The sequence below is a fragment of the Psychroserpens burtonensis DSM 12212 genome (genome assembly GCF_000425305.1).
Classification (GTDB): Bacteria; Bacteroidota; Bacteroidia; order Flavobacteriales; family Flavobacteriaceae; genus Psychroserpens; species Psychroserpens burtonensis.
On sequence record NZ_AUDE01000026.1, the window covers coordinates 1 to 13936 of the forward strand.

The window sequence follows — 13936 nt, forward strand, 5'->3', positions numbered from 1 at the left end:
GTAATTTGAGAAAAGCGATGCATTTACCCTCATTATCTGCAGTAAAATATAATGAAAACCATAAAGAATTATATTTAAGATTAGTTTCTAAAAGTGGTATAAAAATGAAAGGACTGATTGCTGTTCAAAGAAAACTATTAGAATTAATTTACGTTGTTTACAAAAATAAACAAGGGTTTATTCAAAATTATGAGCAACAAAAAAGAGCAACTCTATTAGAAATAGAAACTGCCCTTTAGAAACTAGCTTAAAGCCGTTTTGAAAAACAAAAATAGAAAAAAATATAGGATTTTTGTTGTTTGCTAACACAGAATCTAACCATACACATCACGTTGTAAACACACCTATCAGTCCTAGATATTATCTTACATTTTTTGCAATAAATTGGCTTCTGTTATCACTTCTAATCACAACATTATTAGGGTATAAATAATTCAGACAGCAATGTTATCACTTGAGCTTATTTAATTGAAAAAGCAAAAAGGTTTATTAATATTCTTCGCGTGTGAACATCTATTAAAGATAGAAGATAAGCGTTTTTTTACCAGCACTAGGAATCCAAACTATCTTTATGTCCATTTCTAGACAATCAAAAGGTTTTACGGTCATTACTTTTCTGAATTTAACAAACTTGCGTCCAGAACCGCTACTGTCAATGCGGTCTTCTAACTTCAATAGGTTCGCTTCTTTCATTATTCTATATAGTTTCTTGTGGTTGATTGTATAACCGTCCCGAGTCAAATAAGCAGTCATTAATCTGTAGCCACAATCTATAAAAGGATGACTTAATACGGTCTTTACAGATTCAATAACAACATATTAGGTTACTAATCCATTCTTACTATGATAGGTAAATTTATCTGGCTTGTTTCCTTTTTTTACCTAAGCTTGGCTTGCGATAATAACTGCTGTAAACCATTACTACCATATCGATTATCTTAGTTTTACTGATTTTATATTTGTTAAAAATAGTATCCACTAAATCTTTCTTGGATCTGATGTCCCAAACTTTTTTTTTAAAAAGTTCTCACTGGACTTCCAACTCAATCTCCTTGTTACTTAAAAGCTTACGAAGTATTCTGTTCTCCTCTTCTGCTTGCTTTAACTCTTTGCTACGAGTGTCACAGGCCACTTTTAAGTCTGACTCGCCTTGGGTATCATATTTCTTCTTCCAACTATAAAAAGTTCCCATACTAACCTTGTCTTTGCGACAAGCTTCAACGATTCCTAGTTCTTCAGATGAGGATAGAATTTATAGCTTTTCTTCTAAACTCCATTTCTTATATTTCATATTTAAACGGTGTTAATTGAAATTTAAAATATCACTCCGAGCTTATTGGAGGCTAAACTAAGACGCTGCAATCAAAAGGCATAGATATTATTTCAAACGAAAAACGAAGAAGTGACATCATCGACCTATATGAATACGATGTGCTTAGTATTGATTATGACAAATCAGAATGGGATTTATTGCAAGCTGTTGTAAATCCTTTTTTATCTAAACATATAAGAGGATTCAAAGAAAATTCAAAGCGATATGCTAAGCCAAATAACTTTGAAAGTTTGAAGGAAAACGATGAGTATATGAACATTTTAGAAATAATCATTGCGAACCGAGAATTTGATTTAATTAGTTATAAAGATGTCATGAATTCTATAGGAATTAGTTCCATTCACAAAACCTTTGAAAGAAAATAGTATTAAACAACTATTTGTACTCGTGTAATAATTAAGGTTTACTGTTAGCTGCTGAGATGACATCGGTCAGGTTTTCCTGTTTTTTTAATACATTTATTTGTAGCATAATTAGTTAGTATTATATTATGGCCTATTACGACATCCTAATTAGCATCTTTATATCTTCTTGGAGTCCTTTAAGTTCTTCCGAAGAAAACCTCCATTTGGATGTAGTACACAAATTAAAAGTAATAGGCAGTTTAAATACCGCTGGGCATATACGGGGTTTTAAAACTTACGATCAAAGTTCCTCCTCGATTAAAACTAGAATTATAAAAAATTATAAGAATGAAATTTTAAAAGATGTTATCCTCTACTCTAATATTCAGTTATATTTTAAAGAACCTAAAAATGTTAGTACTTGCTTTTCTAGACAAGACGGAAATTTCAATACCATAATTGCCATGGGAAATCACACATTTAAAAAAATAGAATCGAAAGTAAGAGAAAACATATACGATTACAAAATGGATGATTTAAAAAAAGCAACTATCGATAGTGGTATTATTAAATTTGAAATTTTTACTAGAAACCAATGATAGTTTAACGATGACAGTAGCTCTAATTTTATATTTTCTTTTAGCAATTGCTTTAATGGGTAGACTGCTACTTTATGGCATAAGACCCACAAAAACGTTGGCTTGGTTATTAGCTATTTTTACAATTCCTGTGGGCGGAATGCTTTTTTACTTTATCCTTGGGCGAAACAAAAGAAAGAATAAATTCTATACTCTAAAAAAAACCAAAGAGATTTCTCAATACTTAGATAAAGTCGAAGATTACTATATAACAGTAAACGAAAACGATAATATTCCTGTAGTAATTAAGAATCATATTAAACTAGCTAAACTTATAACCAAAGGCTCGAAGTTTTTACCAAGCACAAACAACGAATTAATCCCATTAAAAAATGGTCCTGCAACTTTTGAAGCTATTTTTAGTGCTATGGAAGACGCTAAAAAATTCATACATATACAATATTATATTTTTGAAGATGGCGATTTAGCCGAAAAATTTAAGTCCATATTAATTGGTAAGATAAAAGAAGGTGTGACAATATGTTTCCTTTATGATGGACTCGGGAGCAGAACCTTAAGCAATAAATATATAAACAGTCTTAAAGCAGCAGGAATAAGAGTATATAGTTTTTTACCGATGCGTTTTGGCAGACTACTCTCTTCTATCAATTATAGAAACCACAGAAAAATTATTATTGTTGACGGTGTTGTGGGTTTTACCGGTGGAATTAATGTGTCTGACAAATACATAAAAGGTGATCCTATTATTGGAAAGTGGTATGATATGCACTTACAATTAAAAGGTACTATCGTTAGTAGTTTGCAAGCTGTTTTTGCTATGGATTGGAGTTTTGCTAGCAACACAAACGATTTGTTAGACACCAAATTTTTTTTTAACAATTCAGCTCCAGGAAAATCTACTGCACAATTAGTAGCCAGTGGTCCAGACTCTGATTTCTCCTCTATACAGCAGCTCTATTTTTCGGTAATTAATAGTGCAAAAAAGTATGTTTATATAACAAACCCGTATGTAATCCCTGGAGAAGCCGTATTGGTAGCTTTACAAGTAGCAGCAATGAGTGGTATAGATGTTAGATTGTTACTCTCAGCTAATTCAGACAGCTTTCTAGTTAAATGGAATGTGCGTTCTTATTTTGAAAATTTACTAGAATCAGGAGTTAAAATTTACTTATATCCAGATGGATTTTTACATAGTAAAGTTATTATTTCAGATGATACTCTAACCTCCATTGGCACAGCTAATCTAGATATTAGAAGTTTTGAACAAAACTATGAAGTAAATGTGCTTATTTACGACCGAGAGATAACCACAGAACTGAAGCTAGATTTTTTAAAAGATTGCAATAAAAGTAGACAAATGGACTATCAACAACATCTCAAAAGGTCCAAAACAGATCGTTTAAAAGAAGGCCTAGCCAAGATATTTAGTCCCGTATTATAATCAATTGATAATAACCACTAATTATTTACAATCAACGTATTACATTTACAATAACTAATACAACTTACAAATGAATACAGGTTTAGTTCTCTCTGGAGGAGGCGCAAGAGGCGCTGCCCATATAGGCGCCATAAAAGCTTTAGAAGAGTTTGGCATTTCTCCCACACATATCGCTGGCACAAGTGCTGGAGCTATCATTGGAGCTTTATACGCAGCAGGTATAAGCTGGTCTGAAATGTTGAATTTTTTCAAAACCATATCTATATTTCAAACCGCTAGATATGCACTTAACAAACCTGGGTTTATAAATTCAGCAAAATTCTATGATGATCTCAAAATATATCTTCCAAATGATAATTTTAATGCTTTAAAAAAACAACTATTTGTTACTGCCGCCAATATAATTGATGGTTCACTAAAAATTTTTAGCAAGGGTCAACTCATAAAACCCATTATAGCCTCTGCTTCTTTTCCAGGTGTTTTTACCCCAACTGAGATTAATGGAAAATATTACATTGATGGTGGTACTCTAAACAATTTTCCCGTTGAACCATTAAAAAAGGACTGTGATAAAATCATAGGCATATACGTTAATCCTTTAAAAAAAATTAGCATTGAAGATTTAAAGCATTCTTATACTGTAGTAGAAAGAGCATATAAAATTAAGGTGGCTTCAGAGTCTATGTTAAAATTCCCCGATTGTGATTTGGTTATTTATCCTGAGGAATTAATTAATTATGGCACTTTTGATATGAACAGTATAGAAGCTATTTTTAATTTAGGCTATACAACCACAAAAAAAGTTCTAGAAGAAAAAGGAAGTCTGTTCTGCTAGCAGTCATTTTATTTTTAAACTTAACTTTTCAATTTTGGTAGGATATTAAAAGAATGATATTGGTCATTTCTATGATAAAAGTATTGTTCTATTTTCACAAAAAAGCATGAAAACCAACCATTTAAAAACACCATTTAATCTAGAATCTTGGGTAACTTACAGTATACTAATCCTAGGTTGTGTTTTGTTGGGCCTTGCCTTACAATGGGTTTTGTTTTCACTTCTCAAACTTTCTAACAAAAGAAAACCAAGCATTTTAAAAGCGCAACTGCCAAAACACCTAAAAACTCCATCTAAATTTCTTTTACCTCTTTTATTAATTTACAGTTCCCTTTCTTTTCTTGATTTATACACCTTTTGGCACAAAATAGTTGAAAGCTTTATTATCGTTAATTTCTCTTGGCTAGTAATTGCATCCTTAAATGTGGTAGAAGAAGTCGTAAAACAAAAATTTGATGTTAGTAGCATTCATAAGGTAAAAGACAGAAAAGTATTGACCCAATTGCGATTTATAAAGAGTATATCTATTGTAATCATAATCACACTTGCCATAGCTGCAATTTTATGGAATATCCCTACAGTAAGAAAGCTGGGCACGACCATACTCACTTCTGCTGGAGTTATAGGTATCATTGCAGGTGTTGCAGCCCAAAAATCAATTGCCAATCTTATTACTGGTTTTCAAATAGCTTTTACCCAACCAATTAAAATTGATGATGATATTGTTATTGAAGGAGAGTTTGGTACAGTAGAAGATATAACGCTCACTTACGTAGTTATAAAAACTTGGGATTGGAGACGACTGGTTTTGCCTCTTAATTATTTTAGTGATAACTCTTTTGTAAATTGGACCTTCAGCTCTACAGAATTAATTGGCAGCATATATCTCTATATGGATTACACTGTTCCAATCGAAACTCTAAGAACAAAACTACTATCCATTCTTAATGATAATCCACTGTGGGATAAAAAAATAGGTGAGCTTTTAGTTACCAATACAAATGAACGAGTTATAGAATTACGTGCCACATTTAGTGCAAAAAACGCTTCGGATACCTGGAATATGCGTTGTGAGGTAAGGGAGCAACTTATTGAGTTTATCCAAAAAGAATATCCAAATTCGTTACCAAAATTACGACAAGAACAAGTATGAAATTGTGAAAAAAGCAGACTTTTTTAAAAGCATTTTCCAAGCTTCAGCGGAAAGGATTTTAGTAGTTGATGATGCCCGAATTAGATGGATATGGCGTATTTGAAAGCCTAAGCAGGAATCCAAAAACAACTAGTGTTCCTTTTATTTATCTAACTTCAAAATCAGACAAATCAGAAATAAGAAATAAGAAAAGGAATGAATATTGGTGCAAATGATTACACAACCATACCTATTGAAGAGAACGAGTTGTTGAAGGTTATAAAATGTCGACTAAAAAAAAGGAATTATCGAAAAATACTCAAGGTGTAAGTGCCTTTTTTAACGAAGCATCTAACTATTTAAACCTCGAAGATCTATCAAAAGATTACAATCTTAAAAAATACAAAATCAAGGAATATTTTTTTGCTGAAGGCGCTGTAGCGAATCAATTATTTTTTATTCAGAGTGGTAATGTAAAGACGTTTAGAAGTGCAGAAGAAGGAAAAAATTTTGCTATCGGTTTGTATGATGCAGGTCATTCTCGTATATTTTTTATTAACTGATCTATATCATATTATCTAAAATAAAAAGTTAGCACCTTTACAACTAACCCTTTAAGCAAACTGATTATGCAAACTAATATTTCTTATTACCAAAATAAAAAGGAGTTTCGTGTTTTCGTAACTAAAACATTCTCTGATCTTATTAAACTAAAAAAAGAAGGCAATCAGGCCTCATTTAATGCCTTAGTATTAAAAATAATACCCCAAATAAGACAGTATATCAATAGACAATTGAATACCGCTATAAAAAAAGGGAATTTCTCCAAGAACAAGTATAAGGCTGATGATTTTATCGATCAATTATTTATTGAAATCTACGACCATATTGAAGATGTTAAAAATGAAAAACATTTTTATCTCTGGTTATTCAAAAAAACCAATGAATTGTTAGAAGATGTCATTATAGAAGAAGAATTTGATGACTTATTCTTTAAGAATATAGATGATTATAAAAAGCCTATATGGGATGAAATGCAGGAAAAATACAGCACAGATGGTGGTGGAGATTTACTGATGATTGAAGAATTAGACGATATGTCTTACAATCATAATGACTACACCTTAAACCATGTATTTATAGAAGATAACGAAAAGGCCTTGATTGAAAAAATTGATAAAGATTTAAGTACTAAGGAAATTCAACATCATATAACGATGGTAGTACATAATTTACCTTTAGCAATGCGTAATGTTTTTGAGTTGTTTACAAATGAAAAGCTCGAACTAGAAGAAATTGCTCAAATGAGAAATAATACACTCGAAGAAGTTGAACAACTTTTAAAAGAGGCTAAGAAAGCCTTACAAGTCAGTTTTTTTAATAGATATCCAGTTAATTAATCACCATGGATGTAATTGAACTACAAGGATTATTATAAAATAGTAGATATTAATAACAATGCCTCGGCAAAAGAGATTATAAAAGCGTATCGAAAACTTTTGGCTAAATGCCATCCAAATAAAAATCCAGATGATAAAACTGCGGAAGAAAAGTTTAAAGCAATAAAAGAAGCTGGTGAAGTACTAAGTCATAAAGAAAAAAGGGAAAAGTATGATTCATTGAGATCCCATTGGGAAGCTTACCAGAACACAGGAGATGATTGGCTAGATTACCCGAATCGTGCCAACGAAAGTCAAAGAAGTAGGCGTTATTCCCAAGATGACGATTCATACTTTTTAGGCAAGGTGCTCCAAATGGCGATTTTTTTTTTTAAAGTAAGGCTATTTCTTAAGTAGTTATATCAACTAAAATTTAAAACACGAACTATGCAATTATTAAGATACACAAAACCGTATGATGCATCTAATGGCATTCATGATTTTATGGGCTTTTACTACTCTATAAACATGAAGTATTTGGCAAGTGATTTATTAGACAAAGGCTTATCACCTGAACAAATTAGAGATGCAGTCTCAGTTGCCATTAAAATAGCTCATTCTTCAGGTATTGAAGTTCACAAACATTTTTTGCCAGTTTTCAGCGGTATAGAACAAGGAATCATTCAGGATTGTAAGCTCTCACACTTGGGATATGGATTGGTGTTGATGAATGCAAATGTAAACCTATCTATTGTAGGAGAGTTTCAAGTGGATGTTTTAAAAGGGTATTTAAATATTAGTTTATAAGTTAAAAAATCTGTGAATATTTAGGAAGTCATTTAATCTTTCTAAATACTTTTACTTACTTTTTAGAATTGATTCAGGCACCAAATACTACTAAAACAGATAACGCTGCTATAAAAATAATTTGTTCCTATTCCCTTGTAAACGATCACTATAACATCAATATCCTACCTAATTTAGGTACTAAAATAGAACGTGCTATTATGAGCTTTGGAGAATTAATCTTATCTCTTATATGATAATTTGTACTTTTAATTAAACATATATTTATAGTCCTAAGATATTGTAGTTTTACAAGCACTAAAAATGAACCACATAAGTATATATTATTTATTAAAAAAAATTAACAGAGCATTAAAATTAAATACGCTAAAACTGAGAACCTAAATAATAAAGATGTGAGTTTTCTATTAATTAGTATCATTTAACTTTGGTTGGTTTTATAGCTTTTCCTTTCTGTAAATTCAAAACTTGTGGATAGAACTCCTCCCCTAATTACTTCTCTAATTACTTCTCTAATTAAGGAAAGAATATTGCTTTTGTTTCCGCCTTAAAAGGAATTACTATACTATTTATCATTTTCTATCTTTTTAAATAGTCATACTAATGCGCATTTGCGTGAAGGATTGTAGTGAAAATCCCGCAGCTCGACGCAGGAGATGCGAGGAATTGCAGCGAAAAGCCTGACCCCTTTGGTCACGCCCAAATTTTGCGTAAAAAAAATTAATTAGCCTCTACTAGCAAGAATATATATAATACCCAATAAAATAACACTTCCAAAAGCATAGCTAACAAATTTCCCTGTAATTTTTGAACCTTTAAATAACGTAATCCCAAGTTTTACTAACATATTACTTATAGTCGCTGCGATGATGACAGATGACGCGAGTTTTAGTTGTTCTCCATCTAAAGAAAACTTTGCCATACTTATGGTAATAGCATCGGTATCTGCCAAACCAGCAATTAATGCAGAATAGTACAAACCACTCTCTCCTAGAATTTTCTCACTATAAAAAACCGCGTATAATATTAAGACATAGACAACCCCAAAACCGATGGCATTCAACATATTTAGAGGGTTTCCTAATTTAATATTGGTATCAGGTTTATGATCATCCTTTCTCATCAATATCAGAGTCGCAATAACACATACCAGCGTTAATAACCCGAAGGGTAATGCTAAATATTTCAAAAGGGCATTATTAAAAATATAGGATAATAAGGCCAGTCTTGGAAACATAATGGCTGAGGCTACAATAATGCCTGCACTATATTTTTTGGAAAGATCTGGAGATGCCTTACTTCTTGATGCGTAATTCCAAGCTACTGCTGTACTGGATATTAATCCGCCAAGTATAGCCGTAAGAATTATACCTTTTTTGGAACCTACAAACTTAACTAAAAAATATCCAATGAAATTTAAAAAGGAGACAATGACTATAATAGAACCAATCTCAAAAGGATTTAGTAAATGATCTGGACCATATTCCTTATTAGGTAAAAAAGGTAAGATCAATAAAGCGATTATTGAGAATTTTATAAATGCAAAAAGTTCTTCGGAAGTAATATTACTGATGACTGAACGGAATCGCGTCTTAAGAGAAAGAAGGGTAACAATAATGACCGCTATGGCTAAGGCATCTCTATAATATTCAACAGACACCATTATACCTAAAACAAAAGTTGCTATTAAGGCTAAATTGGTAGTTAAACCTTGTCCATATTCCTCTTGCTTTTGAGAGAACTGATTAACTGCTAAGAACAAAATAAAGGCACCTAAACTTATAATTAATAACCAAGGTGTAAATAATTTGGTAAGGCTCGCCAACGAAAAACCAAGAATAGCAACGATAGGAAAGGTTCGTATTCCAGCAATACCTTTTTCTTCCTTAAGTTTATCGTATTCTCTTTCTAGACCAATAATAAGACCTATACCCAGACTCATTAATACACCTAAAATATTAGACCCAATGAGTTCGTTAATTCCTTGGTAAATTTGCATATATTTTTAATAAAAAATAGAAAGGCTCTTACACCATTTTTAACATAAATTCGCCTCAAAACTGGTATTAAAAGAGTCTATCTCTGTAATACTTGTAACTCATTTTACATATACTTTTCAAGAAACCTAAAAAACTCTTTTTTAAGTTCTGAGTATATGTGTCTTTGGGTTTCTAAACGATTTCTAAACTCTAAATGCTTTTTAACCATTTGAGTATCTAGTGCGTCTGCACCTGTTTTACTTTGTCCAGCAATACGTGTTTCGTGTTCTTCTATATCTTCAAGCATCTCTTCTATTACCTCATTGTGAAGAACAAATTCATTCTGGTAATGCTCTAATTGAGCAAGTACGTCTTTGTTTGTCCAACGTGTTACTAGTTCACTCAAACGATTATTAAAAAATTTTAACTCGTCTTTCCAAAAGGCAAGTTCTCCTTTCCATCGTTGGTGTTCAAAGTGTAAATTGGAGTTGTATATAATTCCATTTTCCATAGTATTTGGTATTTGTGTTTATACTTATTTCAAAGTTGAAGTTTTATTGACAAGTTTAAAATGATTTAAATCATACTTGATTTAAAATAACCTCAACCATATTAAAGATCTTACTCATCCTTTTAAAGTAAAAGGATAGAGTGCACTGACCTGTATTTATAAATACTTAAAGCAGTCTTACGATTAGGGATTATCCTATTGAAAATAATGCATAAGAAGAAGATTGAACGCACATAATGTGAGTGATGCAAGAACCCGAAGAAATTATGTCAGTAAGACAAAAGCCTGCTTCGCTATTTCTAATTCTTCATTGGTAGAAATAACTAGTATTTTCACTTCGGAAGCAGATGTATTAATTTCCTTTATATCATTTAATGGCTGTTCGTTTTTTATGTCATCTAAAACAATTCCGAAGACATCCATATCAGTACATACAAGCTTTCGAATCACACTCGAATTCTCTCCAATTCCTGCAGTAAATATAATGGCATCTAATCCGTTCATCGTTGCAGTATATGCGCCAATGAATTTTTTTATGCGATAGGCATTCATCTCTAAGGCTAGAGTGCAGTCTGAATTACCATTTTCAGCTTCCCTTTGAATGTCTCTTAAATCGCTATATCCTGTAAGCCCTAACATACCACTTTCTTTAGTAAGTAGCGCATTTACTTTATCCAAGTTATATCCTAAATTATTAACTAAATAAAATACAATTGAGTGGTCTATATCACCACTCCTGGAACCCATTATAAGTCCGTTAGAAGGCGCAAAACCTAAACTATGGTCGATGCTTTTACCGTCCAAAACTGCTGTTATACTGCAACCGTTGCCTAAATGAATGGAAATAATCTTAGATTTTTCCAACTGTAGATATTCAATAGCCTTTTCAGATACATACTTATGACTCGTGCCGTGGAAACCATATACCTGAATATTTTGTTCCTTATAAAGACTGTTGGGAATAGCGTATTTTTTGGCTTTTTCAGGAATGGTTTGGTGAAAGGCGGTATCAAAAACAGCGATTTGCTTCGCTAAGGGAAAAAGTTGCTCTGCAATAAGAATTCCTTCAAGATTATTAGGATTGTGCAAAGGTGCTAAGGCAGTATATGCTCGAATCTCTTCCTTAACTTCAGAATTAATTAGAGTGGTATTCGAAAATGAATTCCCACCGTGTACTACGCGATGTCCTACAACTTCAATGTCATCCGTATCCTGAATAACTCCTTTATCTGGGTGGAGTAACAATTCTACAATTTTTTTTAACCCTTCCTTATGTGTGCTTATGCTTTCAGTTTTCTTAATACTAACGGTATTCGCTTTATATTGTAGAATGGCATCGTCGTGACCAATACGTTCCAAAAGACCGTGACATATTAATTCTTCGGAAGGCATTTTTATAAACTGAAATTTTATTGAAGAGCTTCCAGAGTTGATTACCAATATATTCATAGACATTCTTTAGTTTTAAAATCCTTGCGCCTGAATTGCCGTAACGATAACCGTATTAAAAACATCATCTACCGTACAACCTCGACTTAAATCATTCACAGGTTTATTTAATCCTTGAATTATTGGCCCGATAGCCAATGCTTTTGTTTCTCGTTGCACCGCTTTATACGTATTATTTCCAGTATTTAGATCAGGAAAAATAAAAACAGTAGCTTGACCGGCTACTTCAGAGTTCGGCATTTTGGTCTTACCAACCGCCGCATCAACCGCAGCGTCATATTGAATAGGACCTTCAATTTTTAAATCAGGTCTTATTTTCTTGACAATTTCTGTTGCCTTTCGCACACGTTCCACATCTTCTCCAACACCCGAAGTCCCTGACGAATAGGATAACATTGCGATCTTAGGCTCAATGCCAAAGGATAAACTAGTAGCCGCAGATGACATTGCAATTTCAGCCAACTGCTCTGATGTAGGGTTGGGATTAATAGCACAGTCTCCATACACAGACACGCGATCTTCCAAACACATAAAAAAGACGGAAGAGACTAAAGATGTTTCTGGTTTAGTTTTAATAAATTGTAATGCGGGTAGAATGGTATGCTGTGTGGTATGCACTGCTCCTGAAACCATACCATCTGCATCGCCCATATGCACCATCATTGTGCCAAAATAAGACACGTCTTCCATCAAATCTTTAGCCATTGCAAGATTGACATTCTTATGTTTTCGCAGCTCGTACAACGCTTTCGCATAAGCTTCAAAACACTTAGATTCAATAGGATTGATAATCGTTATTCTATCTAAATCTAGCATAATGTCTAAAGTCGCGATTTTATCTTCTATTTGTTTTTCATCTCCAAGAAGGGAGATATCAACCACATCTAAATCAATCAATTGTTTTGTAGCCCTAAGAATACGCTCGTCTAATCCCTCTGGTAATACGATATGTTTTTTATTCGATTTTGCTTTTTGTAATAAGTTATACTGAAACATTCTAGGTGTAATTCCGTTCGTTTCAAAAGTAATCAAGCGCTCTACCAGAGCTTCCACCTGTACATGTTTTTCAAAATCCTTTATTGAGGTTAGTATCTTTTGTGTATTCTGCGCATATATCTGCGATTTTATGGCACCTATCCTATTTGCGACTGAGAATGTGCCTTCTTTTACCGAAATAATTGGAACAACATCTGAAAGCCCTTCAATCAGTTTAATGATTGAATCTTCAGGTATTAATCCACCTGTAAGTACAATACCAGATATAGAAGGATAATTAGCTGAAATATTTGCCTGTAGCGCTCCTAAAATGATATCGGCTCTATCGCCTGGTGTTATGACCAAACCATTCTCTTTTAAATGGGTGAGATAGTTACGTAATTGCATGGCTCCAACACTAAAATATCCAGCTTGGTTGTTAATATAAGATTCTCCAAAAAGCACAGTTGCCTCTAGTTCTTCGACAATCTCCTTTATGGACGCATTTGCCAAAATGGGATTTAACGGAATCGCGTTTACGATGACTTCGGAAGGCAGATGCTTCTCCAACTCAGCAACTACTAAAGATTGATTTTTTAGTTCTACTTTGTTGGCTATAATAGACAAAACCTCAACACCTTTATCTCTAAATGAATCATAAGCTATTTGTAAACTTCCCACGAGTTCTTCAATCGTTTTCCCAACACCACTAGCCAGAATAATTGCTGGGACACCTAAGTTTTTAGCAATCAATACATTGATATCAAATTCTATAATAGAGCCTTCACCAGTAAAACTAGTGCCTTCTATTAAGACAAAATCAAAGCGCTCTTCAAGAGCTTTATACTTTTCAATAATCTTGCTGATAATCTCATCATCTTTATTTTCGTTTTTCATTCTTATGACCTCACTTCGACTAAAGGCATAGGCCTCTTCAAATTTCAAGTCCAAGTTAAAATAAGTCTTAACTGTATTGATATGATTATCGATTTTACCTTTCTTGAAGTCATCAATGATGGGTCTAAAATAGCCCACTTTAGCTGCCTTACCCAATAAGAGTTGCATCAATCCCAGTGATACAATAGACTTCCCGCTATTAGGTTCGATTGTAGTAATATAAATAGCTTTATTAGTTGGTTTATTTGTCATGTG

At 32.7% G+C, this 13936-nt stretch carries 15 protein-coding genes and 1 pseudogene; 10 read left to right on the top strand and 6 right to left on the bottom strand.

Annotation, left to right across the window (positions count from 1 at the left end):
• Positions 1-239: pseudogene (locus tag H593_RS19150) on the top strand (hypothetical protein); the annotation flags it as partial.
• Between the two features lie 277 nt (positions 240-516).
• On the opposite strand, the gene H593_RS21280 reads toward H593_RS19150, so the two are convergent.
• Together H593_RS21280 and H593_RS21290 are read right to left on the bottom strand one after the other, a co-directional pair.
• Complete coding sequence (locus H593_RS21280) at positions 517-693, bottom strand: hypothetical protein (RefSeq protein ID WP_245585051.1); 177 nt, start codon at positions 691-693, stop codon at positions 517-519.
• 334 nt (positions 694-1027) lie between these two features.
• Positions 1028-1192 carry a transposase gene (locus tag H593_RS21290; RefSeq protein WP_245585047.1) on the bottom strand — a complete coding sequence of 55 codons (165 nt, stop codon included), beginning with the start codon at positions 1190-1192 and terminating at the stop codon, positions 1028-1030.
• 239 nt (positions 1193-1431) lie between these two features.
• Here H593_RS21290 and H593_RS19165 point away from each other — a divergent pair, with 239 nt between their 5' ends.
• From H593_RS19165 to H593_RS0112080, 9 genes are all read left to right on the top strand, one after another.
• Positions 1432-1698, top strand: a complete 267-nt coding sequence (locus tag H593_RS19165) for a hypothetical protein (protein WP_211224960.1) — start codon at positions 1432-1434, stop codon at positions 1696-1698.
• A gap of 125 nt (positions 1699-1823) precedes the next feature.
• The gene (locus H593_RS20120) at positions 1824-2276 is read left to right on the top strand and encodes a hypothetical protein (protein WP_028872680.1); all 453 of its coding nucleotides are present in this window, start codon (positions 1824-1826) and stop codon (positions 2274-2276) included.
• Positions 2251-3717, top strand: coding sequence for a cardiolipin synthase (cls, locus tag H593_RS0112050; protein ID WP_245585048.1), 1467 nt, complete (start codon positions 2251-2253; stop codon positions 3715-3717). Before H593_RS20120 ends, cls begins: the two co-directional genes overlap by 26 nt.
• A 70-nt stretch (positions 3718-3787) precedes the next feature.
• A complete protein-coding gene (locus tag H593_RS0112055; RefSeq protein WP_028872682.1) occupies positions 3788-4552 on the top strand; it encodes a patatin-like phospholipase family protein in 765 nt (254 codons plus the stop codon).
• A gap of 106 nt (positions 4553-4658) precedes the next feature.
• On the top strand, positions 4659-5705 hold the full coding sequence (locus H593_RS19175; RefSeq protein ID WP_051229722.1) for a mechanosensitive ion channel family protein: 1047 nt from the start codon (positions 4659-4661) through the stop codon (positions 5703-5705).
• A 263-nt stretch (positions 5706-5968) separates the two neighbouring features.
• Positions 5969-6247: a cyclic nucleotide-binding domain-containing protein gene (locus H593_RS20125; RefSeq protein WP_028872683.1), complete on the top strand. Its 279-nt coding sequence runs from the start codon at positions 5969-5971 to the stop codon at positions 6245-6247.
• Positions 6248-6313: 66 nt separating this feature from the next.
• Entirely contained in the window at positions 6314-7084 is a 771-nt protein-coding gene (locus H593_RS0112070) for an RNA polymerase sigma factor (RefSeq protein ID WP_028872684.1), read from the top strand.
• A 15-nt stretch (positions 7085-7099) separates the two neighbouring features.
• Entirely contained in the window at positions 7100-7480 is a 381-nt protein-coding gene (locus tag H593_RS0112075) for a DnaJ domain-containing protein (protein WP_028872685.1), read from the top strand.
• A gap of 30 nt (positions 7481-7510) precedes the next feature.
• A complete protein-coding gene (locus tag H593_RS0112080) occupies positions 7511-7870 on the top strand; it encodes a hypothetical protein (protein WP_028872686.1) in 360 nt (119 codons plus the stop codon).
• A gap of 724 nt (positions 7871-8594) precedes the next feature.
• Here H593_RS0112080 and H593_RS0112085 read toward each other — a convergent pair.
• The 4 genes from H593_RS0112085 to pta all read right to left on the bottom strand — a co-directional run bounded on the left by H593_RS0112085 (position 8595) and on the right by pta (position 13933).
• Positions 8595-9869, bottom strand: a complete 1275-nt coding sequence (locus H593_RS0112085) for an MgtC/SapB family protein (protein WP_028872687.1) — start codon at positions 9867-9869, stop codon at positions 8595-8597.
• A gap of 104 nt (positions 9870-9973) precedes the next feature.
• Complete coding sequence (locus H593_RS0112090; RefSeq protein WP_028872688.1) at positions 9974-10360, bottom strand: hypothetical protein; 387 nt, start codon at positions 10358-10360, stop codon at positions 9974-9976.
• A 264-nt stretch (positions 10361-10624) separates the two neighbouring features.
• Positions 10625-11809 (bottom strand): acetate/propionate family kinase, encoded by a 1185-nt coding sequence (locus tag H593_RS0112095; protein ID WP_028872689.1) that lies wholly within the window; start codon positions 11807-11809, stop codon positions 10625-10627.
• 15 nt (positions 11810-11824) lie between these two features.
• On the bottom strand, positions 11825-13933 hold the full coding sequence (gene pta, locus H593_RS0112100) for a phosphate acetyltransferase (RefSeq protein WP_028872690.1): 2109 nt from the start codon (positions 13931-13933) through the stop codon (positions 11825-11827).
• Between the last annotated feature and the right edge of the window lie 3 nt (positions 13934-13936).

Coding starts and splice junctions, on each gene's coding strand:
- H593_RS0112085 (WP_028872687.1), bottom strand. CDS start 9,869: ATGCAAATTTACCAAGGAATTAACGAACTCATTGGGTCTAATATTTTA.
- H593_RS20125 (WP_028872683.1), top strand. CDS start 5,969: ATGTCGACTAAAAAAAAGGAATTATCGAAAAATACTCAAGGTGTAAGT.
- H593_RS0112070 (WP_028872684.1), top strand. CDS start 6,314: ATGCAAACTAATATTTCTTATTACCAAAATAAAAAGGAGTTTCGTGTT.
- H593_RS21280 (WP_245585051.1), bottom strand. CDS start 693: ATGAAAGAAGCGAACCTATTGAAGTTAGAAGACCGCATTGACAGTAGC.
- H593_RS0112095 (WP_028872689.1), bottom strand. CDS start 11,809: ATGAATATATTGGTAATCAACTCTGGAAGCTCTTCAATAAAATTTCAG.
- H593_RS0112090 (WP_028872688.1), bottom strand. CDS start 10,360: ATGGAAAATGGAATTATATACAACTCCAATTTACACTTTGAACACCAA.
- H593_RS0112055 (WP_028872682.1), top strand. CDS start 3,788: ATGAATACAGGTTTAGTTCTCTCTGGAGGAGGCGCAAGAGGCGCTGCC.
- H593_RS19175 (WP_051229722.1), top strand. CDS start 4,659: ATGAAAACCAACCATTTAAAAACACCATTTAATCTAGAATCTTGGGTA.
- pta (WP_028872690.1), bottom strand. CDS start 13,933: ATGACAAATAAACCAACTAATAAAGCTATTTATATTACTACAATCGAA.
- H593_RS20120 (WP_028872680.1), top strand. CDS start 1,824: ATGGCCTATTACGACATCCTAATTAGCATCTTTATATCTTCTTGGAGT.
- H593_RS21290 (WP_245585047.1), bottom strand. CDS start 1,192: ATGGGAACTTTTTATAGTTGGAAGAAGAAATATGATACCCAAGGCGAG.
- H593_RS0112080 (WP_028872686.1), top strand. CDS start 7,511: ATGCAATTATTAAGATACACAAAACCGTATGATGCATCTAATGGCATT.